The sequence below is a fragment of the Tardiphaga sp. P4_G1 genome, assembly GCF_056401215.1.
In genome coordinates this window covers 444,516-470,339 of record NZ_JBFUJU010000004.1, presented here as the reverse complement: position 1 = coordinate 470,339, position 25,824 = coordinate 444,516, and the positions used below count along the sequence as shown (strand labels likewise).

The window sequence follows — 25,824 nt, the reverse complement described above, 5'->3', positions numbered from 1 at the left end:
CGTGCGGCCATTCCTTCATTTATAACACCCATTAAATAAAATCGCCGGAAGTTATCCTCCGGCGATTTTTGTTGTGCCTTCCCGGCTGTCGCAAAAATCAGGCTGCGTTCGTCAATTGACGGGCCTGGCTTTCGAGCTGGACCAACACATGGTTGCTGGCATCGCTGCTGAGGTGGAAGTCTGCAGTCGAATACTGTCCGGCAAATGCGATGTTGGCTGTGTGAGCGCCATCCGTCACCGTCAGAACACCACCGGTGCCTTGAGCGTTTTCGGTGTAGTTCACCGAAGCCGTGCTCCCGAGGATGTCGGCGAGATCAATGGTGTCGTTGCCATCGAAGCCGGATACCAAGCCGCCGAAGTCGGCCGAATGATCGAGCACCAGCGTGCCTTCGGCCGTGCCATCGAATAGGATGTGCTCGTTGAACGCACCGCCGAGTTCGATGCTGGCATGGCCTGACAACAGCGCTGAACCACTGCCGGTTACATTGCCATCGAAGTCCAGGTCGCCGCCGTTAGCCCACACCAGACCATTGTTGACGACATCACTGTGCACATTGAGCCCACCGGTGCCGGTTGCTTCCAGTGTGCCGCTGTTGATGACCGCGTTGTCGCCAGTATCGATGACGAGCGCATTGCTGCCGTCGGCAACGATCGTGCCTTCGTTGACCAGTGTGAGATGGCCATCGCCGAGCTGGCCCGCGCCGGAGATAGTGTTGTCGACATTGGTCAGCGTGACATCGTCGGCGCTGCCGAAGATGACATTCGACGAACTATCGGACAGCGTTACCGTTCCGCCACCGAGCAGCGTGAGACCACGCTGCACAATCTCAAAGGCGGTTTCACCACCGGTCGAAGCGAGGTGGATGCTGCCGGTGTTGTCGAGCACACCGCTGAACGGCATCAGTGCACCATTGCTGAGTACGATATCGCCCGCATTGTGCGTGAGTGGGGTCTCGTTGAACAGGAAGTCGTCCGCGCTGAGCGACGCAGCACTGACGCCGTTCAAGGTGATCGTTTGACCATCGCCGAGCGTGATGATGGCGTTACCTGCCGCATCGGTGCCGAGATGCGCTTGAACGTCCGCGAAGCTCGAAAAGCCGGCGAAGCCGATCAGATCGATCTTATCGTGCACGGTATCGAAGTGGTGCACAACGTCGGTGCCGATCTTGTTGGCGAACACCAACGTGTCGTCCCCGCTCGACGCGGTGAGCGTATCGTCGCCCGACCAGGCAAAGATCGGCGCACCCTTGGCATAGGCTTCGACGTTGTCGGCGACATAGGCAGTGCCCGTGCTGCCGTCGGCGTTGGTCCAGGTTTCGGTAACGTGGAGAACCAGCGCGCCAGTGTAGCCGTCGGGCGACGTGACCGAGAGCGACGACGGGTCGCTGGTCAGGATCGACCAGGTTCCGTCAGCGTTGTGCGTACCCTCGCTCAGAGTCCAGCCGGCGGCGAGACCGGCGATGGTGAGCGAGACCAAGCCGACGTGGTCGGTCGGAGCGGTCAGTGCGAGGTTGATAGCCTCGCCAGAGGTCCCGGCGGGAGCCGTGAACGTTATCCGCGAGGCGGCACTAACATTACCGGCAACGTCGACCGACTCAACGAAAACGGTACGGCCAGCGGTTCCGCTCGGAGCATAGCTGACGGAAAGAGCCGTTGTAGAAGTGAAATTACCAACAGGTGACGTCAGTGTTCCGGTGTCGGTTTCATAGAGATAGTGATCAATCCCCGATCCGCCTGTGTTGTCCGTCGCCGCATTCCAGAAGAAGCGATCGGTACCGCTCGTAGTGTATTGCAGTCCGGTCGGAGCATTCGGAGCGATCGCATCGACCTTGTAGCTGGCGTTGTCCGAAACCGTACCGAAGGTCAGCGTCGCGTCGTTTCCAGCCGCGTCGCGGATCGTGCCACTGTTCAAACTCAGCGCATTGGTGTTGATGCTGATGCCGTTGCTGTCGTTCTGACCTGCCACGATCGTGTAGGTGAACACCAACGTCGAACTGCCGCTGCCCGATGCGTAGTTTGCCTGCACCGTGGCGCCGTTGATATTCAGCCCCAATTGTGGCGTGCCGGTCACCGTCACAACCTCGCTCATGTTGACGGTGATGCTCACGACATCGCCGCCATTGAGATAGCCATTCTGGATACCGGTCGCGCTGGTGATGGCCTCGCCGCTCACCGTCGGCTTGGTCGTATCGATCGTCACGTCATTTGCACCGTTGGTGGACAATGCGCCGACATTACCTGCCACGTCCGTAATCGCAGCTCTCAGGTTGTAGGACGATCCGTTGGTCAGCGTCGGCGTCGTGATATCGACGAAGCCGGCGGTGATATTCGCGCCCGTTAACGTCACCGCACCGCCCAGTGCCGTGGTGTTGTTCGAGAGCTGCACCGTGTCGCCCGCGACAGCCCCTGTACCCGTCAGACTGACGTGCACCACAAGCTGCGTATCGTCGCTGAACGCGCCGTCCGCCAGGTTCGTGCTCTGGATATTACCGACATTGTCGATAACGCTAATGCTCGGCGCACTCGGCGCCGTGGTGTCTTCCGTCACCGTCAACGTGCCGCCCTGGGTGCCGGTGTTGCCGGCCTTGTCGACCAACTGCACAGTGAAGTTATGCGCACCATCATCAAGGGTTGTGAGGACGATATCCTTGACGCCGCCAGCACCGCCACCGGCGCTATTCCATTGGCTGCTGCCATTCAGATCGCCTGCCTGGACGGTGTAGCTGCCCACCACGGCGTTGCCGTGATTGGTATCAATGATCTGGATGACGTCACCAACTGACATTGGGATGCCGTTGAGATGCCCCACCGTGATGGTCGGCGTCGTAACCTTGGTGATGTTGTCGCTGTTGCTGGCACCCGCGCTGTCGCTGGCGTCGGTCAGATCCAGCGTCGTTCCCGCCAGGCTGCTGGGCGCCGAGGTGTCAATCGTCAGTGTGTAGTTGGCGGAAGCAGCACTGACGTGTCCCGCGACATCGGTCGCGGTCGCGGTGATGGTGCTGTGCGTGGTCGACGACAACGCATGCCCCGCATCGGGCGTGAAGGTCCAGGCGCCAGTCGCGTCCGCGGTGGTGGTGCCGAGGACCGTGGCGCCATCCTTGACCGTGACGGTCGAGTAGGCCAGCGCCGTGCCGACGAAGGACGGCGTCGTATCGTTGGTGATGTTGTCACCGACCGTGCCGCTATCGCTGGCGGGGGTGATGCCGGTGATGACGGGAGCTCCAGGCAAGCCGTTCACCGTGACGGTGACGTCCTTGGTGACGACGCCGCCATGATGATCGTCGAGCGTCAGAGTGTAGGTTTCGTTGACGCTTTGGCCGACGGCGAGGCCCGCAATCTCGGAATCCTTCACCACGAAGGTCCAGTTCACCTGATGCGTGACTTCATCGACCGTCGCGGTCATGTAGCCATAGGGGTTCGCGGTCTTGCTCGCCACCGACACCGTATGCGCGTTGTCGGTCAGATCGACGTCGCTGAAGCTGATCGAGCCCTGTGCGACTTCGGCCCGGACCAGCGAGACGCTGTCGATACGCAGGTCCTGGTTCTTCGCGTCGAAGGCAAAGGTCAGCGCGTCGGAGTTGCCATCACCCGTGACCAGATAGGTATAGGGCGAACCAACGCCGCTATCGGTGTTGGTATTCTGGATGCCGCTCAACGCGATGATCTGCGAGCCGGCCCACGAGACCTTCAGCGTCGAATCCGGGCTCAGCCCATAGGCTCCCGCATAGTCGAATGCCAGCAGATAGTGCTGACCGGCGACGGTGCTGATCGACTGCGAAATCGTCGCGATGCCTTCTCTGGTTGCGGGGTTGGTGCCATAGACGTCGAAATTCCAAGTGTTGCCGCTGGCAAAATTGAACGTGCTGTCAGCCTGCGCGTAAGTATTGGGCTGCGCCACCACCGTCCAGCCGCTGGTATTGCCGGTATCGAATCCGCCATTCGTCAGCAGATTGCCCGTCGGTAGGGTCGATTGCGCCACGACTCCCGTGGCGGTGCCCGATCCGAACACCGGGGCGTCGTTGACACCGGTCAGCGTAACCGTGACTTCCTTCACGGTCGTGCTGGCGTGATTGTCGGTGACGGCAACCTCATAAGTCTGTGTCACCGTCTGTCCGGCCGCGAGGGACTGCAGGGCGCTGTTGCTGGCCGAGAAGTGCCAGCCGATCGAGTCGGTGCCACTCGATTCCGTCACGCTGGGATCGAGGCTGAACGTGCCGAGATAGGCCGTTCCTGCGGAGTTAAGCGTGCTGCCCTGCGTGAAGCTGGCCGTATGGGTGTCGAGAGCCTCGTCGGTGAAATGCAGCACACCCGACGCGGTCTGCGTCGTGTTGGCCGTGAACTTCGTCACCGAGACGTCGTCGAGATACATGCCGCCGTAATTTGGATCGTCGGCAAGGAATGTGATCGTGTCGCTGCCTGTGCCGGTCACAACGACCTTGTATTCTTTCCAGCCGCCACTTGCATCGGCGGCAGCCGCAACCGTAGCGCCGTTCCACTGGACGTAGAGGGTCTCGGTGGCCGAAAATTCCCGCACCCAGAAGTCGACGAGATAGCTGGCGCCGACGGTCGTCGCCATTCCGCTCTGGCTGAAACTGGTGTTGCCGCCGTATTCGATCAGCCCCAAGCTGGTGAAGTTCATGCCCGCGCGGTTCGCATAGAAAGACGCGCCCCAGTTCGAGGCGACTTGAGTCCACCCGGCGACAAACGACGTCGAGTAGTCGAAGTTATCGAAGTTGCCATTCACGACCACGCTTGAACCCTGTGTCGTTCCAGCATCCTCGACAACGCCACCGGCGATATCGCTGGTCGTAAACACCGGCGCGTTGTTGCCCCCGATCACGGCCGCGGTCTTGGAGCTTGTCACATTCTCGTTGAAGCTCTGGCCGTCGGTATAGGTCACGTTGACCGAGATCTGGTGACCGACATCGCCCGACGTCAGCGTATACGTCGCACCTGTCGCGCCAACGATGTTCTGACCGTCATTCTGCCAGTGATAGACGATGTTGCTCTGCGTACCATCCGGGTCGGTGCCCAGATTGGCCTGCAGGACATCGCCGACCTTCGGCGCGGTCGCGGTCTGGGTCGTATCGGTGATCGAGATCGAGGCCGCGCCGTCATTCACCGGCGTTACGGTGAGGGTGAAGGCCTGACTGACCGGCGTCGAGTTATCCTCGTTGCCGTCCTCGACCTTGATCTGGAAGCTTGCCGAACCGGTCTCGCTACCATCGTGCTTGAACGAGACCTGACCGGCCGCCAGTTGCGTGCCCGTGAACGTCGTCGCGCTCACGCCGTTGACCAGCAGCGTACCGTGGACGAGCGACGATGCAGTGAACGTCTCGCCGGACTCGACGTCGTCCGGATCCGCGAAACCGAGATCGGCGGCGAGGATCGTGTAGGTGCCGCCTTCCGCCACGGTCGCGGTGCGATCGCCGGTGAGCACCGGCGCGTCGTTCGTGCCGGTCACCGTGACCGTCACCGTCTGGGTTGCCGTGGCGCCATGGTTATCAGTCACCGTTGCGGTGAAGACTTCTGTGACCTGCTGCCCATCGGCCAGAGCCTGGACTCCCGGCAAGCTGTTATTCAGCGTGTAGGTCCACTTGCCGGTCGCATCGATCGCGATGGTGCCATAGGCTGGCGTACCGGAAATCGTCCAGCTTTGGGGCGCATCATTCGCATCATTGTCGATATCGAAAGCGGTCAACTGGCCGCTGACGGCATTGACTACGGCGTCTTCCACCACCGTTCCCTTGGCGTCGCTTGCGACGGACGTAATCACCGGCGCATCGTTGGTGCCGACGATGGTGAGATGCCCCGTTGCCGAAATCAGCGCGCCATGACCGTCGTCGATCACATATGTGAAGCTGTCGGTCATGGTTTGCCCGACGGCAAGCTGCTGCAGAATTTTGATATAGATCGAATTCTGATCCGCCGGATCGTAGGTGGCGGGATCATAGGTGATGATGCCCGTTGCTTTATCCAGCGTGAGCTTGGCACCGGCGCCGGACGTCTCGCTGACATAATGCACCTTGAGCGTGTCGCCCTCGGGATCCGTATCATTGGCAAGCAGCAGGCCGGTCGAGAACGTCGTGATGACATTCTGGGCCACGCCCGCGCCAAAGAGGTTGTCGTCATTTGCAACAGGCGCATCATTGGCGCCGTTGATCGTGACCGTAACAACCTGCGCGGTGCCATCCACCGTATGGACGGTGAAGGTATCGGTGAGATGCTGACCGACTTGCAGCGCATTCACCGTCGTATTCGCGTCGTTGACGGTGTAGGTCCAGTGCCCGGTCGCATCGATCGTGTACTTGCCATAACCACTGGCCGTCGCAGTAGCCGTAGCGACGGCGGTCCAGGCATCGGCGGCGTTATCGATATCGGTCGAGTTGAGATCGCCCGACGCCGGAGATCCAGCGGAGAGGTAGCCCTCCTCGAGGGCCGTACCAGAGGTCGCCCCCGTGATGACCGCGGCGTCGTTGGTGCCGTTGATGGTGATCACCAGCTGCGCAGTGTCGGTCAGATTGCCTGTATCTTTCACAGTATAAGTGAAGGTTTCAGTCAGTGTGCCGCCGACATTCAGCGCCTGAACCGCCGGGAGGCCGTCATTGAGAGCGTAACTGTAGGTACCGTCGGCATTCAGCGTCAGCGTGCCATAAGTGCCCAGCAGCGACGAACCAACCGTGCCGGACGTGCCGCTGCCGGCTTCCGTACCGGTGCGAATGGACGAGACGACCAGCAATGCGCTGGCAGTCTCGGCATCGGTGTCGTTGCTCAGCACATTGCCGGTGGCATTGCTGCCGCCGGTGCCATTGGCCACGCCGCCCTTTTCAGTCGCCATGCCGGTGTCGTTCACCGCCAGCGGTACGTCGTTGACGGCAATGACGTGGACGACAGCCGTTCCGGTATTGGAATTGTCGTGTCCGTCATTGACGGTGATCTGGAACGAGCGATCCGTCGTGGACGGATTCTCGCTGGTGCTGGCGTATTTCACCGCCTCGATGGCCAGCTCATAGGCCGCCTTGGTCGCGGACCCGCTGAAGGTAATGGTGATTGCGCCAGCGGATTCCGCCACCAGGTAGGACACACCGTTCACGGTGCCGGTCGAACCGTTCGACAGAGCCGTGCTGTTGATCCAGAGCTGATCACCGGCCTGCTTGTTGGTCAGGACAACCGTGGCCGACGCCATGTTTGCATCGTCGACGTCGGACAGCGTCGCGTTGCTGATAATCGCGACCGCCGAGCCGTTCTCGGTGAAAGTCGGCTCGTTGCTGTAGGAGATATTGACGTTATCGAGATAGACGTAATCGTTGTCGCCAAGCCCACCCGACGCCACAAAGCGAATCGTCGTTGTGCTCGAACGGTAGGCTGAGAGATCGATGCTGGCGCTCAAGAAGCCATTGTCATCGAAGTTTCCACCACCGATCACAGCAATCTGCGTGAAGTTCACGCCATCGGTCGAGACCTGCACGAAAACCTGGTCACTCGAACTATCGAGATCAACGCGCCGATAGTCGAAGGTCAGCGTGGCCGACGACGTCCCGCTGAGATCGACCGTGCGTTGCAAGGATGAATTTGAACCGTCGCTATCACCCAGTCGGACGTAAGAGTTACCGCCGCTGGATGAAATTCGGATGTCGCCGTTGCTTGATGAGTTGTTGTCACCGACTTCGGTCCAGTTGGTGGTCCACAGGTTCGGGCTGCCAGTCGAGCCGGTATAGCCGCCGCTCTGGAAACCGTCGCCGATATCGTCGCTGACACCATTGGTCACGGTCAGCACAGGCGCGTCATTGGTGCCGGCGATCTTGATCGTCACGCTGGTCTGCGTGCCGTCCGCTGCGCTCACCGTGAAGGTGTCGGTATAGGTCTGACCGACCTGGAACTCGTCATGGGCGTTGCTGGCGGTGTAGGTCCATGCACCTGCAGAGGTGATGGAGAACTTGCCATAGGTGCCCGAAACATTGTTCTGGGCAACAAAGGTCGCAGGGTTGTCGACGTCAGTGATCGTCAGCGAGCCGGTAGCGCTGATGGACGCAGCGGCATTCGTCTCGGTGAGGTTCACCGTTGCGGAAGACACGGTTGCAGCGTCGTTGGCGCCGTTGATGGTCACGTCGATCTGCTTGGAGGTGCCGTCCGCCGTTGTGACGGTGATCAGGTCGTGAAGCGTGCCGCCGTTGTTCAGGCCCTGAACTGTGCTGTTGGCGTTGTTCAGGTTATAGGTCCAGGCGCCGTCGGCACCGATCGAGAAGGTGCCGTAGCTGGTCGTGACATTGCTCTGCACCGTGAAGGTCGCAGCATTGTCCACATCGGTCGCGTTGAGATCGCCGGTCGCGGTCGGGATTCCGGGCGTAGCATTGGCAACGCCGCTCGCTTCCGTCACCGAGCCGGTGACGTTACCGGTGATGACAGCCGCGTCGTTGGCGCCATTGATCGTGATCACGAGCTGGGCTGTGTCGGTAAGACCACCCGCATCGCGCACCGTATAGGTGAAGGTTTCGGTGACAGACTGACCGACGTTCAGAGCCTGGACCGTGTTGTTCGTTTCCGTGACCGTGTAGGTGTAGCTGCCGTCGGAATTGAGCTTGAGGCTGCCATACTGGCCAGCCAGTGACGAACCGACCGTGCCCGCCGTGCCCGTACCGGCTTCCCCGCCGGTGCGAACGGCGGAAATGACCAGCGAGGACGTCGTGTTGTCGATATCGCCGTCGTTGGTCCGCACATTGCCCGTCGCAGTGACACCGCCGCTGCCGTTGCTGACGCCGCCCYTTTCGGTGGCGCTGCCCGTATCGTCGGTCGCCACCGGTGCATCATTGGCACCGTTGATGGTGATCGTGAGCTGGGCCGTATCGGTCGCACCGCTCGGGTCCCGGACCGTATAGGTGAAAGTATCGGTGATGGTGCCATTGACGTTCAGTGCCTGCACCTGCGCATCGGTCTCGTCGATGACATAGGTGTAGGTACCGTTGGCATTGAGCACCAGCGAGCCATGCGCGCCGGTCAGAGTCGAACCGACGGTCCCGGTGCTGCCGGCGGTGCCGACGCGCACGCCGGAAACCACCAGCGAGGTCTGGAGATCATCGACATCGCTGTCGTTGCTCAGCACATTGCCGGTGGCATTGCTGCCGCCGGTGGCATTGGCAACGCCGCCCTTCTCCGTGGCCGAGCCCATGTCGTTGACGGCCAGCGGTGCATCGTTCACCGGCGTCACATGGATGGTGACAGTCGACGTATCGGACAACGCCGGACCGCTGCCGTCATTGCCGCCGTCATTGAAGGTGACGGTCGCCGTACGATCCGCACCCGTCGGGTTCTCAGAGCTCGACTGATAGGCGATCGCCTTCAGCACCGTTTCGACATTGCCGTCGGTGGCGCCAGCCGCGAGGCTAATCGTCATGTTTGCAGATCCGTAACCGCTCACGGTTCCGACCACGGTGAAACCAACCCAGATGACGTTGCCGACCAACGAGACGCCGCTACTGCCGGCGAATACCAGTTGGTCGCCGTTGACCGCGGTCGCACTGAGCGAGGCGGTGATCGAACCGCCCACGAAGCTCGACGGGCCATCCGGATCGGTCACAGATGCAGTCGGCATCAGCTTCAGCGCGTTGCCGTTTTCCGTGTAGCTGACGGAATTCGAGTTCGGCGCCAGCACCGGCGCCTCGTTCACATTGGTGACGGTGACGTTGATGGTCTGAACGGCCGTGCCGCCATTGCCGTCCGACACTCGGACGTCAACCTCGTAGGTGTTGTTGCCGTTGGTGCCGCCAACATCGGTCGGATTCTCGTAATCGGGCGCTGCGTTGAAGCTGAGCGCTCCGGTGACCGGATTGATCGTGAACTTCGCGAAGTCGGTGCCTGCGGTCTGCACAATCGAGTAAGTCGGCGTGCCACCGTCAGGATCGGTGGACGTTACGGTGGTCACTCCTGTGGTGTTCTCCGCCACCGAAACCGAGCGCTCGGAACCGCCAGCGATCACCGGCACGTCGTTGACGGGAGTGACATGAATGGTCACCGTCGAGGTGTCGGACAATGGGCCGCCGCTTCCGTCATGGCCGCCATCGTTGAAGGTGACGGTCGCCGTGCGGTCCACGCCGGTCGGATTGTCGGAGCTCGAATAGAACGCCAGGCTGCGCACGACTGTCTGCACATCAGCCACATCGGCATTCGAATTCAGGGTGATGGTGACGGACGTACCGCCGAAGCCGCCAGATGAAATCGTTCCGATCGTGGTCCAGCCGCCAAACCCGTTGGAAACCTGCACATTGCTGCCCTGCAGGCGGACGCTGCTGTTGTCGGCAATCTGCAGCTGGTCGCCGGCAACGGTGTTGCCGAGCGTAACGGAGATGAAGCCGCCATTGAGCGAGGTCGGGTTGTCCGGATCGGTGATCACTGCGTTCGACAGCAGCTTCAGATCGTTACCGTTCTCGATATACGAAACTTCACGCGTTTCCGGCGTGATCACGGGCGCATCGTTCACCGGGTTGATGGTAATGGCGATTGTATCGGTGTCGCTCTTGGCGCCTCCCACGCCATTGTTACCGTTGTCGTTGGTCACGATCGTTAGTGTATCAGCGCCGTTGTAGTTGTTGGACGGCAGATAGCTCAGGCCGTTCAGCGCGGAATTGATTGCCGCAACCGTGCCTGTGACGGTTACATTGCCCGTGCCATTTCCGGTCACGGTGAGACCGCTCAGACCTGACAACGTCAGATTGCCGTGCAACACCGACAGCGTGACGGTTTCGTTGCCACCGTTGTGATCGGCATCCGCGATCGATATCGCGTTGCTGTTGCCGGAACTGAAAACGATCGCCGTGTCTTCATTCACAACGCGCGCGGTCGGAACGGTGTTGGTCGGCGCGTCATTCACCGCGGTGACGCTGATGACCAGATTGGCGCCGGCGGTGTCCTTATCGCCATCGATCAATGTGTAGGAGAACGTTTCGGTCGTGTTGGTCACGAGCTGGGCCGGCGCGTTGTAGCTCCAGGCGCCGGTCGAGAAGTTGAAGTTCAGATGACCGTTGATGCCTGTGTCGATCGACAACGCATTGCCGGGGATCGTACCGGTTTCCCCGCCGCTCTTGGTGATGGTCGACGCGCCATTCCAGGTATAGGTGACGCTGCCGATCGTGATGGACAGAATCCGCCCACCATCGGCGCCGAAGTGGTCATTGCTGAGAATATTGCCGGTAACCGAGGTCGGCAGCGTCGGCGTGATGGTGCCGAGCAGCGCCGGATCGTTGGCCGTTGTGATGATCAGCGGTGAGCCGGGATAGGCGACATCGTTGAGGTCGGGATCGTTGGCGCCGATGCCGTTACCCACGCCGACGGCGTAGGACGTCATGCTCTTGCTTTGCAGGAAGCTTTCCCATGCAGCACGTTCCGTGCTGTTGAGACCGCCGCTACCTGTCGGCTGGCCATCGGTGAAGAAGTAGACCGAGGTACCGCCAGACGGAATCGTGGCGCCCTGGATTGCGGCCGTGGCGTTGTCGTAGTCCGTGCCGCCGTTCGTTCCCGGGAACGAATTGCTGTTGATATACGCGATCGCCTGCGCCTTGGTCATCCAAGCCGAGGACGTGGCGTTGTCCGAGAATGTCACAATCAGAACCTGATCAGCATTGCTCGTATTCAAGAGATTAATGGCTGCAGCCTTCGCCAGCGCAAGCCGCGACGAGAAACCACCCGAGCCATCCGGATCGTCATTCATGCTTCCGGAGCGATCGAAAGCCAGAATGATATTGCCAGTGCCCACTGCTGGCGACGCTTCCGCCACCGTAGCGGTTTCGCCAGCGGCAGTCGGTGCGTCATCGTTGACGGTGACCTTGAAGGATGACGTGGCCGTATCGCCGTCGCTGTCCGTCGCGGTGAAGTTGAAGGTCAGATCGATATTGTCTTCGGTTGTCGTATCCGGATGGTCGAGCTTGCCCTTGAGCGTAAAGATGTACGAACCGTCGTTCTGGTCGGACAGCGTGACGCTGAACACTTCCGCCGTACCGGCCATGCCCTTCAGCACCGTGCCGTTGTTGCTGATGACATAGGTCAGCTCAACGCCGCCCTGAGAGAGATGCTGCGAGGTCAGCGCAGCCGTCGTCGCGCTATCGAAGGTGACGGCGCGGTCGCCATTCACTGACGCGCCATTGATGCCGCCATTGACGGAGCTGTTGCCGTCATCAGCCCCCCACGAAATGCCGAGCTTGCCGCCCACGGTCAGTCGGCTGCTGTCGGTATCGACCGTCACATCGGTGATCGGCGCAAGGCCATCATGATTTCCGGCCGACAGATCGTCCTCATCGACTCGTGATGCAGCCGGGCTGCCGATGGTCGGAAGATCGTCGTTGACGGCGACCGCAAAGGTGGAGGTCGCCTTGTCGCCATCGCTGTCGGTGGCGATGAAACTGAAGGTCAGATTGAGATTATCTGCCGTGCCGTGGGTCGGATGATCGAGGCTGTCGACAAGCGTGAAGATGTATTTACCCGAACCGTCATCCGATAGCTGCACCGTGAACACGGTCGCGCCATTGGCCTTCGCCGTCAGCAGCGAATTACCCGAGCTGTAGCTATAGACCAGAGACGTACCGTCATGGGTCAGATGAAGCGCGTTAAGTGCCGTATTGGTCGCGTTCACATCGAACGTCACAGCGCGATCGCCGTTGACCGAGGCAGCACCGGTAATGCCGACATTGCCGAGATTGTTGCCGTCGTCGGCACCCCAGGAGATATTGAGTTTGCCGCCAACGGTCTTGCTGCTGTTGTCGGTATCGACGCTCGAGTCGGTGATGATCGACAGACCCGCCACATTGCCGAGTGAACTATCGTCGGCCTGGGCCGAGGCCGGGGTGCCGATCACCGGGCTATCGTCGTTCACTTCGACGGTGAAATTGCCGGCCGTGACATCGCCGTCCGAGTCGGTCGCGTTGAACTTGAACGACAGAGGCAGATTGTCCTCGCCGGACCGGTCCGCATGATCGAGATTGCGCGTCAGTGTGAAAATATATGAGCCGCTGTCGACGTCAGACAGCTTGACGTTGAAAATCTCTTCGCCATTCGCCTTCGCAGTCAGGGTCTGGCCGTCAGCACTGATCTGATAGCTCAGCGCAGCTCCGTTATGCGTCAGGTTCAGGCCAAGCAGCGTCGTGATATTCGACGCGTCGAATGTCACGGCGCGATCGCCGGCCACCGGAGCGCCGGTGATGCCGCCATTGACGACCGTATTGGAATCGTCACTGCCCCAGGAAACGTTGAGCTTTCCGCCGACGGTGCGGTTGTTGTTATCGGTGTCGATAGCACTGTCCGTGATCAGGCTGAGGCCCGCCGGATTGCCGAACGCGTCCTCATCCGCCCGAGCCGACTCGGGTGTCCCAACGGTCGCCTTGGTGTCCGCGACTGTGATCGTGAAGGTGCGATCAACCGTATCGCCATCGCCATCGATCGCATGCGCCGTGAAGGTGAGCGTCAGGCTGCTGTCGTTACCAGCGCCGACATGGTCGAGATTCTGGAACAGCGTGGCAGCGAAGGCCGGATTGACCAGACCATTCAGCGCGACGATGAACACCGGATGGTCCACAGTGTCGCCGACCTTGTAGGCGACGAGCTCTTCATCAACACCGTTGGCCGCGAGACGCACAATGTAGGCAAGCGCAACACCGTCCGAGGTCACCCCCTGCGGAACGATGGCCAGGCCGTTGGAATCCTTTGCGAATTCAAGATGGGCCGAACCACGATCATCGGCATTCCAGTCGATGCCAAGATTGCCAAACGTCGACGAGACAGCCGGCAGCCCCGTTTCCGTGAGCGCGCCGACGTCGGCATTACCGACCAGCAGCGGGACATTATCGGTGACGACAACGGTGAAATTCGAGATCGGAGTCGTATCGCCGTCGCTGTCGGTCGCGGTGAAACCGAACGAGAGATTGAGCGATGTCCCATCGCCCGTCTTGTGATCGAGATTGTCGTAGAGCTTGAACGTGTAGCTGCCGTTGCCGAGATCCGACAGTTGCACGCTGAACACGCGTGCAGCATCCGATGGCGAGGTACCGAGATTGCCGCCACCGACTCCGATATAATTGGTGCCGTCAAAACGATAGGCCGTCAGCCCGGTGCCGTCAGCCGACAGCACATAGATCAAGGCAACGCCGTTCGAAGTCAGACCGCTCGGTGCCGTACCAGCGAGCGCGGCATCGAAGGCGACAGAGCGATTGAACGCGCCGGAATTGTTGTCGTCCGCGCCCCACGAGATATTCAACGAAACGTCAGACAGAGTCTGAGTCAGGAAGGTATTGGAGAACTCGGTGCTGGTGCTTTCTGCAATCGTCTGATCGCCGATCTTGCCGATCGAAGGGGCATCGTCGTTGACCAGAACGGCGAATGACGTGGGAATGCTGTCGCCATCGCTGTCAGTCGCACGAACTGCGAAGTTCAGCGTCACATTGTCTTCGACCGAATGCAGCGGGTGATCGATGGTGCCGATCAGCGTGAAAGTGTAGGAGCCGCTGTCAACGTCCGACAGCGCGACGTGGAAGATCTCTTGCTCTCCTGCCAAGGCGATCAGCTTGGTGCCGTCGGCAGAGATTTGATAGGTGATCACGGTGCCGTTGTGGGTCAGACCCAGGGCCGACAGCGCGCTCACGTTCGACGCATCGAAAGTAACGGCGCGGTCACCATTCACCGGCAAGGCCGTGATGCCGCCATCGACGACGCTGTTGCCGTTGTCTGAGCCCCAAGAAATATTCAGCGCATGAGTGACCACGGTCGCCTGACCGGCGACATCGCCGACACCGCCTGCCACGCCGTTGGCCAAACCATCTTCATCGACGATGCCGACCGCTGCCGCCGTCAGGCTGACATTAGCAAGGAAGGTGCCGCTGTTATCGATGGCGCCCGTTTCCTTGAACGACAGCGTGTTACTGGTGCCATCGGCAACGACAGTCAGATCAATGTTCTGCATCGCGCCGGTTTGCGGCGAATAACTGCCAACCAGGGTGCCGTTCCAATACACTTCCAGATGTGCACCATACGGCCCCGTCGCTTCGCCAATCGCGAAGGACAGATGATAGGTCTGGCCGGTGGTCATGCCGCCAATGGTCTGGGACAGGGTCAGGTCGCCGGGCGAGGCTTCCAGATCCACCATGTGACCGCCATTCGGCAAGGTCGCGCCGAGATAGCCACTATTGACGCGCTCGAGACGGTCGCCGGTGATGGTCCAGCCGGTGACATTGGTGCTGTAGTTGCCCCAGCTCGCGACGCCCGACCAGTCGCCGGCGGAGAAGTCACCATTGATGATCAGATTGACCGGCGTGGTGACTGGCACCACTGGCGCGTCGTCGTTGATCGTCACCGAGAAGCTCGACGAGATCGCGTCGCCGTCGCCGTCGCGCGCCGTGAAACTGAACACCGGCGTCAGATCGTCTTCAACGCCCGAAATCGGGTGATCGAGATGACCCAGCATCGTGAAATTGTAGGAACCGTTACCCTGATCGGACAGCGTGACGGCGAACACCTTGTCGCCATCGAGACGGCCTGAACCCTGATAGGCCGTCAGCGTCGTACCATCGGTCGACAGGACATACTGCAGCGTGACGCCGTTCGACGTGAGATTCTGATTTTGAAGCGCAGCAATCGCGTTGTCCGCAAAGACGACCGAACGATCGCCATTGACCTGCGTGCCGCTGAAGCCGCCGCTCACGGAGCTGTTGCCGTCGTCTGCTCCCCACGAAATGTTCAGCGATGCCGTTGCCGTCTTGCCTTCGCCCGCCAGATCGCCCGGATTGGAAGGATAGCTGTCGCCGGCATTGCCTTCTTCATCGACGTACTGGGGCACGACTCCTTCAGCGGAGAAAGACAAGGTTTCGTCGGTGATATTGACCGTGAAACTCGCTGGAACCGTCGAGTCGCCATCGCTGTCGGTCGCAATGAAGCCAAATGTCAGCGCCTGGCTGCCTTCGGAGCTGCCCCGATGGTCCAGATTGTCCAGCAAGGTGAAGTCGTAGCTGCCATTTCCGCTGTCAGACAGTTGAACGGTGAAGATCGTGCGCGCGCTATGGCCTTCGCTAGCCGCAGTCGTCGCCGTCAATAACGTGCCACCCGCGGAGATCGTGTAGATGATCGTCACACCGTCGGAGGTCAGGCCGAGGTTCTCGAGAGCGGTTTGCGTCGCAGCGGTAAATGTGACCGAGCGATCATGCGCGCCGCCCGCAGCCGTCGGATTCTGATTGTCCGAACGCCAATCGATGTGCAGCGATACGGCGCCCGTGTCCTTCGGCGTAAACGAACCGCCGACCACCAGCAAGGAGGGCATGTCCCCGCCACCTTCGCTCGGCGGCGTTTCGCCGTTGCCTTCGCTCAGTGTGCTTGCGTCGGCCGGACCGGTCACAACCGGCACCGTATCCGCGATCACCGCATGCAGCGTGCCGTTGACCGTATCGCCATCGCTGTCCGTCGCAGTGAAGTTGAAGGCCAGATCGATGTTCTGGAACGTGGCTGAACCATTATCGTGATCCAGCGAACGATACTGGGTGACGACATAGCTGCCGCTATTGCTGGCGTCGGACAGGGTCACGACGAAGACGACGTTGTTGGCAATTCCACCTTCGCCACCCTCGCCTTCACCGCTCGGCGTGCCGCTCTGCTGTAGATCGGCGAGGCTGGTCGGCGCGGTCGCGCCTGTATAGGCAACCAGCACAGTGCCGTTTTCGAGCAGCACGTAGTGGACGGTCTCGCCATGCGACGTCAGCGTACCGATGGCCGTTGCGCCGTCGCCGGTGGCCGTCACCTGCGTGTTGGCAAACACGACCGAGCGGTCGCCCGTTGCGCCGGTGGTCGCGGATACGCCGCCATCGACATGATCGTTGTAGCGATCGGCACCCCAGGAGATTCCCAGCGAGCCCGTCTGCGTCGCCGGATTGCCGGACAGCGGATCCGTCAGCGCGGCATCGGCAGGCGTGCCGATCACTGGCGTATCGTCGTTGATGCCGATCGGAATCGTGACGGCCACAGTGTCGCCACTACCATCCGTCGCGATCACGTTGATCGAGAGATTGATCGTGTCTTCGGTACCGCCGATCGGATGATCGAGCGGACGCAACAGCGTGAAGGTATAGTTGCCCTGCAGCGATGAAGCATCCAGGGACACCGTGAAGACCTGATTGGCGGCGACATTGAAATCGCCACCGACATAGCCGATCAGCACGGGCTGGCCGTTCACGGTGGTGAAAGCGAGCTGAACGGTCTGACCATCCGAGGTCAGGCCGGCGAGCGTCGGCTGATTGAGCGAGAACGCGAAGCTGCGATTCGAACCATCGGTACCGAAATCGACATTGAGCGAACCGGTCACGGACGTCGCGGTGCCGCCCGTGTCACCGGTGCCGCCGAGATTACCTTCCGCAAAACCGTCTTCGTTCAGTGTCACCGCCGTCACGCCGCCGGGAATCGGCGACGGATTAGGCGTTCCATCGTCCAGATTGTCGAAGCCGCCGCCAGTGTCTTCGCCCGTCAGCAGCGCGAGACGCGCGCCCGAAGCACCGAGCGCGCCAACGGTCGCATCACCGAAATTCGCGCCGCCTGTCGGGCCCGTTGCACCGCCGGCTGCGGGCAGAACGGACTGATCGGTGGTGATCGGAAATGTTTGCGCGAACTGCTCGCCTGTCAGCGTGCGATCGGAGCCCATGTCGAATGCGAGATCGGTGAGCGGCTTGCCCATCGAGTCGAACACCGGATCGACAGTCACCGTCGACTGATTGTCGAACAGGATGATCAGCTTTTCACCGACCTTGACGAAGGTCAGCTTCTCGCTCGCGATATCAGCAAAATCGAGCTTGGTGTTCCCGTCGAGATGGACCGAAATCGCCTGCCCATTTTGCGGCTTCTCGAGCTTCAGGTTCTTCGGAGACGGCGGGGTCTGCGTGGTGGAACCGGCGAGCTGCGCGAGCAATACGGGAGCGTTCATGACTACAACCTCAAGCTGATCGGACCGAAAAACGTCCAAGTCCTGCGAGGGTTAAAATATTCTTAAGAACGTAGAGACGTCAATGAATACCTGTAAAATTTGAAGCGTTTTCGTTGCATTGGTTAAGTTCAAAAATGAAACAGCGTATTAATAAAGATGAACCATTCCACAGTAATACTTATTCTAGACAGTCTATTTTTGGGAATGCCCGGAAAAATCCACAAATCGCGGCGTATCTATTGTAAAAATAAGAAAGTATTCGAAAAAACGACTTATTTTATACTTGATAAGATGACTTCTCATATCGCACTGAACAACGAAATCAGCTCACAACCACAGGCACGTCCGCCAATATTGGACGGGCGCCTGAATTTGCTTTCGCGAGCCGATATCGACAGCGGCGCGAACCGCCGCGTGGTGATCGCCCTTCGCGAGTAAATTTCGAAATGGGACAGTTGCTTAAAGCGCATTCGTGTCACGGCCAGATGGCAGGGTCGCCATTTGCCGTGCGCATTCCGCGAATCTCTGGGATCGCGGACTTGTTCTCCGGACACAGACGTGAATCAGCAAGCTGCGCAGATACGCAACTCGCTATCGCAGGACTGCTATCGCAGGAGATAATTGATAGGATAAAAGTCTAGATGCGGGTAACGACGCACGCGACCGGGCTATACTTGGCCCGATACAGAAGCGCGTGCTCGCGAATGCCATCCAGCCATACGCCACGACCTGCATAGCGATATCCCTCACCCATCGGGATCAGGCGAACAGGCATCGCACGGTGCGGGGTCAGGTACAGATGGCCGGTGACGATATCACCGGGAAAGGTCACACGGCCGGAGGTCAGCTTGTAGACCCCCCCATTCTGACAATCGACGGAGAAGGCAGCGCCTGGAAGCAGGCCTTCGGCATGCGAGACAGTTGCACCGGAAGCCATTCCGGCCGCCACCAACAAACCCAACAGCGTGTGCTTGAAGCGCATCTCAATCCCCTCGTCGACCTCGCCCTGGCGCATTAAGAGCCCAAGATGCACGGAAGTACAAGATCGCGAAGCGCATAAAACGTCGATATCAGGCCGATTATCGACGTTGTGTTGTCGAACTATCTCAGAGCGCCAGCGGCAAGGAAGAGCCCCCGCCGAAGCCGTCCACCTCGGCCGCGGGCAACATGTCGGTCTCGCTCTCGTGATGCGGACGCGCGGCATAGGGCGCGGCGAACAGGCTGACGCCTTTGTGGTCGATAGCGAAAAGCGGCATGAAATGCGGCAGATCACGTGTTTCCGACAGTCGGGAGTAGCGATTGTCGAGAACCAGCCAGCGGCCATCGACACGGACGGTCAGCACCGCATGGTCCTGGCGCACCGCCATGTCGCGCACCAGCATCATCTTGATATCGGCCTCCGGCACGCCCGTTGCGACGAGCATGGCGAATTTGGCGATCGCATAATCTTCGCAATCGCCGATGCCCGCAGATAGCGTCTCAAGCGGCGAACTCCACAGATCGGCGACGCCGTGTTGCTGATAGTCTCCGACATAGCGGATCGCATAGTTGACGTCGCGATTGATCGCCTCGACGCGTGTGCGCAGACCCAACTCGGCGGCGGAACGCGTGACGGCGACAAACTTGCGCGCACCGGCGGCGCAGTTCTCACTATCAGCCTTGCAATCCTCGATCGATTTCAAGTCGGCGCGCATACGCTCTTCCACACCGCGCCATTTCGTCCATAGCAGCCCTTCAGGCGCGCGGAACGTGAACAGGCCGAACGGCTCCTCGCTGGTGGCAGGCAGGATCACGGCCGGAGACGGCGCATCGCTGATCACCTTGGCATCTGATCCCTGCGACACGTCCAAGGATGCGAGTTCGATATTACCGGGCTTTGCACGGTTCTCGCTGTCACGCTTGGCCAGCACCTGGTTGATCGTGAAGAACCGAACCGGCGGCGCGGTCATGCCCGCGATCGCCGATTCCATCACGGGGCGCTCAAGCACCGTCTTCTTCGCGCGTGACTTTGCAAATGCTCCATCGCAAGCGCTGACGCTTACAACACCGGCGAGCACGAACCCCAGCGCACGCGGGAATGCCCGCGTCTGATCGATACGCAACATGACTGACGCCCCGTTGTCCGGAGCATCGGCCGACGTCATTGCGTCGATCCCCGTCCGGATCTTGTGGCATCAGGGATAAATCGGGGGCTGCTTCAGGCCGGTTAAAACACGTCAACCTGTGCGGGTATGTCGTTGAACGCGCTCAATCGCCTACCAACGCATTCGCTCGAATTTTAGCGAAGCCTGCGTTTTAAGAGTTCGTTGACTCTGATGGACTGGGAGCAAGGTAACATACGGAGCAGCGGAGATGCTCCGTAGTGCTATCAGCGTTCACGAAACGCCTCGTCACGCAGCATGCGCGCAGGCTTCACGAGATAATCCAGCACCGACTTCTTGCCGGTCAGGACTTCCACTGTCGCTACCATGCCGGGAATGATCGGCAGCGGCTGCTCGGCAGTGCCGAGGTGGTTCTTTTCGGTGCGCACCATGACGCGGTAGAACGTCTCGCCGCGCTCATTCTTGTCACCCTTCTCGTCGGTGATGGTATCGGCGCTGATACGTTCGACCCGGCCGTGAAGCGATCCATAGACCGAAGAGTCGTAGGCGCTGAGCTTCACCACCGCTTCATGGTCCGGACGGATGAAGGCGATGTCCTGCGGACGAATGCGCCCCTCGACCAGCAGCGTATCCTCAAGCGGCACGATCTCCATCACGCTGGCGCCTGGTGCAACGACCGCACCGATGGTGGTGACGTTGAGTCTGTTAACGATGCCGTAGACCGGCGACCGCAATTCGGTGCGCCGAACGCGATCCTGCGCGGACTTGATGTTTTCGTCGAGCACCGCGAGATCGCCGCGCGATTTCGCGAGATCATCTTCCGCCGTGGAACGAAATGCCGTGGTGATATTGAGAAGTCGCGACTGCGCTTCCTTCACGGCGGCCTCCGTCTTGACCATGGTTGCCTGCACCACCGCGAGCTGGCCGCGCATGTCGGTGGCCTGCCGGTCGGACCGCAGCATCTCGATCTCGGGAACAACCTTCTGCTCATAGAGCCGGCGCGTCAGCAAGGTTTCGCGGGTCAGCAGCGTCAGCGTCTCGGAGAAGCGGGTTTCCGACGCACGGAGCTCATCGATTTCCTTTTTCTTCTGCCATTCCTGCTGCGCAATCACGTCGATGTCCTGCGCAAGCTTGCGCATATGGGCGTCGAACACGCTACGTTCGGTCTGAACCGCACGCGGTGCAAGCTTCGTGAGATCTTCCGGAAACTCGACGCTGGTCTTGCCGAAGGTCTCCGCTTCCAGTCGGATCACGCGGGCAGCCATGGCACCGCGCCGCTCGCGGATTTCGCCAAACTGCGCCGCGAAGTTGGTATCTTCGATGCGCGCCAGCGGCTGATCCTTTCTGACGATGGCGCCTTCCTGAATCAGCAATTCGCTGATGATGCCGCCTTCAAGCGATTGCACCACCTGGGTCTGGCGCGACGGCACCACCTTGCCATTGCCGCGCTTCACTTCATCCAGCACGGCGAAGTGTGCCCACAGCAGGAACACGACGAGCAGACCGGTGACGGTCATCAACAACATCCGCGCCGTGCGCGGCGTGCGCATTTCCATGGCCGCACGAACGTCGTTCGAAAATGCGAAATCAGACTGCGACATTGACAGGCCTCCCCGCGGCTTGAGGAGGCTGCGGACGCAAGCGCGTCAGGATCTGATCGGCGGGACCGTCGGCGACGATCTTGCCGTTGTCGAACACGAGAATGCGATCGACCAGCGACAGGAGCGACGGACGATGCGTCGAGACGATGATCGACATCTCACCCTTGGCGAGCGTCTTGAGGCGATCGAGGAATTCACCTTCACTGCGCACATCGAAATGCGCTGTGGGTTCGTCGAGAAACAACACGCGCGGCTTGCGGATCAGCACACGCGCGAGGCCGATCGCCTGTTTCTGGCCGCCCGACAGGCTACGGCCGCCTTCGGCAACCATCATATCGTAGCCCTGCGGATGACCGGCGATGAAGGTCTCGACGCCGGACAGCCGTGCAGCCGCGAGCACTTCCTCATCGGTCGCATCGGGACGGCCCAGCGTGATGTTGTCGCGCAGCTTGCCGTAGAACAGATCGGTGTCCTGCAGCACGAAACCGATGCCGGCGCGCAGGTCCGCCGGGTCGTATTGCCGGATATCGATGCCGTCGACCAGGATGCTGCCTTCGCTCGGCGGATAGAACGCCGTCGCCAGACGGCCGACCGTGGTCTTGCCTGAGCCGACCCGGCCGATGATGCCGATCTTCTCGCCAGGCTTCACGTGGAAAGAGATGCCGTCGAGCGCTTTGGCCGGGCTGTTCGGATAGGAAAAGCTGACATTGCGGAATTCGATGCTGCCCTTGGTGATCTCGCGGGCCACGAAGATCTTTTCCGGCGGCCGCTCGCGCTCCGTCGCCATCAGGCGATCGATCGACCGCAGGGCCGACATGGTCTGCGTCGCGCGCGTCATCACAGCCGCGATGCCCGCGATGGGACCGAGAATGCGGCCCGACAACATATTGGCCGCAACCAGCGCACCGACCGACAGCTTGCCATCGAGAATGAGGAACACGCCGACCACGACCAGCAACAGGCTGCACAGCTGCGTCGCCACGCTCGCACTGGTCATTGCCAGCGACGACCAGAACTGCACGCCTTCGCTTGAACGCGCCGTCGCGGCGACGGAACGTTCCCACACTGTCTGCACCCGGCTCTCGCCAGCAACTGCGCGAACGGTCTCGATGCCGTTCAGCGATTCGATAAGAATGCCGTGGCGCGCGGCCGATTCTGCCTGCAGGCGCTTCATCGCACGATCGAGCGGCCGCTGGATCAAGAGACCGACGAGGATCATCACAGGCAGCATCGCCAGCGGGATCCAGGCCAGCGGCCCGGCAATCACGAACAGCACTGCGATGAAGATGATCGCGAATATCATATCGGTCGCTGACACGACCGTGCCCGACGTGAAGAATTCCCGCACCGAGTCGAAGTCGCGCATCTGATTGGCGAGAATGCCGACCGAGGGCGGACGCTTGTCCATCTTCAGCGCCATCACATGTTCGAAGATGTTCGACGCCAGCACCACGTCGATCTTCTTGCCGGTCATGTCGATGATGCGGCTGCGAACCACCTTGAGCAGGAAGTCGAAAGCAATCGCCAGCGACAGGCCGACACCAAGTGCGACTAGCGACGGGATCGCGCCATTCGGGATGACGCGGTCATACACGCTCATGGTAAACAGCGGCGCGGCGAGCGCCAGCATGTTGACGATGAAAGCTGCAATGGCGACATGGCTGTAGTTGGAGCCGAACCGGCTGACGACGGACCAGAACCAGTGAGCCTTCGGCAGATCGCCGGCGGCGACAGCGCGCGGATCGCTGACGGACGCCGGACGGACGAAATAGACGAAGCCGGCATATTTCTCTTCGACGGCTTCGATCCGCTCCATGGCGATCGCACCGTCGCCGACGGGGGGTGCCAATGTCAGACGGCCACTCGCCAGATCGATGCCGCGCAGAATCCGCGTAGAACCATCGTGAAACAGAAGCACAGCAGGCAGGACCAGCGCAGGGATATCCTTGAGCGGTCGCTCGTTCAGTTCGGCCTCGAGGCCCGCCCGCTGCGCGGCACGCTCATACAGTGCCGTTGTCAGCACGCCGCGCTCGACCGGGAGACCGGCAAGGAGTGCACTGCGGCTGACAGCTCTGCCGTGGTGAGCGGCGAGATAAAGCAGGCTGTCCGTTAAGGGATCGGCATGCTGATGCTCGACCTCCGCTACGGGCGCAGTCGGCAGGTCCATTGCAATATCGAACTGGGGTGAGCGAATGTTCAATGCAGCCTCGGAAATTCCAGGCGCCTTGTATGACCCGTGCGCGGATCTACTGGCCTTACAAAATATGACTTGCCAGCTTTACAGGCGATCCTTGCGGAGCGCCTGTACTATTTCGCGGTTCAGACGAATTGCTGAACTTACGGTAAACCCGACCGCGGATTATGAATCTGCGTACTTAACTGGTTAACGGCGCCCCGCAGAAGCATCGGCCGACACGCTGCCCTGCCGGACCTGGCCCGATGTCACGAACAATGCGTTGGCGTTCGACAGATCTTGCGAGGCCCAGCGATCACCGAACAGCACGGCTTTCGGTTCCAGCGCCGGTGCGAAAGGCGAATTCCAGGTCTGGAAGGGCAGAACCGTATTAAGCGGTTCGGATCCCGGCTCCGGCGCCGTCAGCAGGATCGGCGGCAGGCGATACGGGATAAGACCGGATGCACGGCTCTCGATCGGCTCAGACTCCGGCGGCTTGCCGGTCTTCAGATAGGACAGCAGCTGTCCCATGGCCGCCAGCAACTGATAGTCGGCGAACACGGTGACGCCGCGTGCAGACACCAGCGAGACGTTGGCGTTGAAGTACTGGTTCTGCGAGTTGAGCAGATCGATCAGCGTGCGCTGGCCGAGCTCATATTCCTTGTTGTAGGCCACGAAAGTACGGCGAGCGGCTTCAACTTCACGCACCAGCGCTGCTGCACGCTCCGTCGTGATCGTCCGCGCAGCCCATGCCTTGTCGAGCGACTCCAGCGCATCACGCTGCAGGCGTGCATGGCGCTGTTGCTGCTCGATCATGCGTTCGCCAGCTTCGGCGCGCTTCCACGCATCCTGACCGCCGCGGAAGATATCCCAGCTCACAACAACCTTGCCGCTGACTTCGTCGCGGTTGCCCGGATAGGTGATCGAGTCCTTGCCGCGCAGCGCGCGGCCTTCCAGGGCGACGTTCGGAACGAATGCGCCGGCGGTCGAGTCGAAAGCGCGCTTGGCCGCATCGACATCTGCACCAGCGGCGCGGATCGTCGGATTGTACTTGAAGGCGACGTCAAGCGACTCGTTCTTGGTTGCCGGCATATCCGGCAAGCGACCGGGAAAACGCACATTGAACGGCTCAAGACCGACGGTCTTGCGATACTTGGCGCGCGCAAAATCGAGGCTGAGGCGGAAATCCGACAACACGGCCTCTGCTGCAGCCACCCGCTCTTCCGCCTGCTGGGTATCGCCCTCACCGGCGCGACCGCCAGCGAAACGCGCACGGACATTGGCGCGCAATTCGAGATGAACCTTGAGATTTTGTTCGGCCAAAGCGACCAGACGCAAATAGCGCGTCACATCGACATAGGCTTCGGCCGCATCGAGCGCGATCAGTTCGGTCCGTTCAAGCACCCGGAACGCCGCAGCATCGACGCGCGCAGCCTGACGCCAGATGTCGTTGATTGACGCAAAGCCGTCGAACACCAGCTGGCGCACCGTTACCGACGCCTCGCTGCCGTTGACATAAGAGCCATTGCCGGCCGGCGCAGGAACGATCGCCCGGTTCAACATCTCGGGGCCGGTATTCGCCTGCAGCCTGATCTGAGGCAGCAAAGTACCTTGGCTCTGGCGAAGTTCGGCTTCGGTGGCGCGGCGATTGGCAGACGCCTCGCCGACACCTGGGTTCGTCTTTACCGCCTGATTGATGGCGTCAAGAATGAAAAATGGCTCGGCTGCATGAGCGAACTTGCCGCTCGATCCCAGCAATACAACTACAAGGAAAATCTTTGCGATCTGCTTCATGGATTGAGCGCTAACAAGAAACGGAACTTGCCGCAATCCGAAAGCCACATTTTGGATCGAAAACTGACTCATTGTTGCAAGAATGCATTACCTCGTCCGGAGGCGGCACGGTCCGCTTATCCGTCACGGCACTGTCATTTTCGTCCCTGATTTCAGGTATTTATCAATACCTAACAACAGGTTAACACGATTTCGTGAGTGGCAGAACTGCCCCTAGGA

7 protein-coding genes are annotated in these 25,824 nt (G+C 60.4%); 1 reads left to right on the top strand and 6 read right to left on the bottom strand.

Going from position 1 to position 25,824, the window contains the following annotated elements; translation table 11 throughout:
• Positions 1-97: 97 nt before the first annotated feature.
• A complete protein-coding gene (locus AC1DUY_RS12470) occupies positions 98-17,935 on the bottom strand; it encodes a T1SS-143 repeat domain-containing protein (protein ID WP_478114566.1) in 17,838 nt (5,945 codons plus the stop codon).
• 156 nt (positions 17,936-18,091) lie between these two features.
• Here AC1DUY_RS12470 and AC1DUY_RS12465 point away from each other — a divergent pair, with 156 nt between their 5' ends.
• Positions 18,092-18,373, top strand: coding sequence for a hypothetical protein (locus AC1DUY_RS12465; protein WP_478114564.1), 282 nt, complete (start codon positions 18,092-18,094; stop codon positions 18,371-18,373).
• 199 nt (positions 18,374-18,572) lie between these two features.
• On the opposite strand, the gene AC1DUY_RS12460 is transcribed toward AC1DUY_RS12465, so the two are convergent.
• From AC1DUY_RS12460 to AC1DUY_RS12440, 5 genes are all read right to left on the bottom strand, one after another.
• Positions 18,573-18,917, bottom strand: coding sequence for a hypothetical protein (locus tag AC1DUY_RS12460; protein WP_478114562.1), 345 nt, complete (start codon positions 18,915-18,917; stop codon positions 18,573-18,575).
• A 124-nt stretch (positions 18,918-19,041) separates the two neighbouring features.
• Positions 19,042-20,079 (bottom strand): transglutaminase-like cysteine peptidase, encoded by a 1,038-nt coding sequence (locus AC1DUY_RS12455; protein WP_478114560.1) that lies wholly within the window; start codon positions 20,077-20,079, stop codon positions 19,042-19,044.
• A gap of 224 nt (positions 20,080-20,303) precedes the next feature.
• Positions 20,304-21,638 carry an HlyD family type I secretion periplasmic adaptor subunit gene (locus tag AC1DUY_RS12450; RefSeq protein WP_116660556.1) on the bottom strand — a complete coding sequence of 445 codons (1,335 nt, stop codon included), beginning with the start codon at positions 21,636-21,638 and terminating at the stop codon, positions 20,304-20,306.
• Positions 21,625-23,805, bottom strand: coding sequence for a type I secretion system permease/ATPase (locus AC1DUY_RS12445; RefSeq protein WP_478114557.1), 2,181 nt, complete (start codon positions 23,803-23,805; stop codon positions 21,625-21,627). The genes AC1DUY_RS12450 and AC1DUY_RS12445 overlap by 14 nt, the downstream gene beginning before the upstream one ends.
• Positions 23,806-24,021: 216 nt before the next feature.
• Entirely contained in the window at positions 24,022-25,605 is a 1,584-nt protein-coding gene (locus AC1DUY_RS12440) for a TolC family outer membrane protein (RefSeq protein ID WP_478114555.1), read from the bottom strand.
• Positions 25,606-25,824 lie beyond the last annotated feature (219 nt).

Coding starts and splice junctions, on each gene's coding strand:
- AC1DUY_RS12465 (WP_478114564.1), top strand. CDS start 18,092: ATGAACCATTCCACAGTAATACTTATTCTAGACAGTCTATTTTTGGGA.
- AC1DUY_RS12460 (WP_478114562.1), bottom strand. CDS start 18,917: ATGCGCTTCAAGCACACGCTGTTGGGTTTGTTGGTGGCGGCCGGAATG.
- AC1DUY_RS12455 (WP_478114560.1), bottom strand. CDS start 20,079: ATGACGTCGGCCGATGCTCCGGACAACGGGGCGTCAGTCATGTTGCGT.
- AC1DUY_RS12450 (WP_116660556.1), bottom strand. CDS start 21,638: ATGTCGCAGTCTGATTTCGCATTTTCGAACGACGTTCGTGCGGCCATG.
- AC1DUY_RS12445 (WP_478114557.1), bottom strand. CDS start 23,805: ATGGACCTGCCGACTGCGCCCGTAGCGGAGGTCGAGCATCAGCATGCC.
- AC1DUY_RS12440 (WP_478114555.1), bottom strand. CDS start 25,605: ATGAAGCAGATCGCAAAGATTTTCCTTGTAGTTGTATTGCTGGGATCG.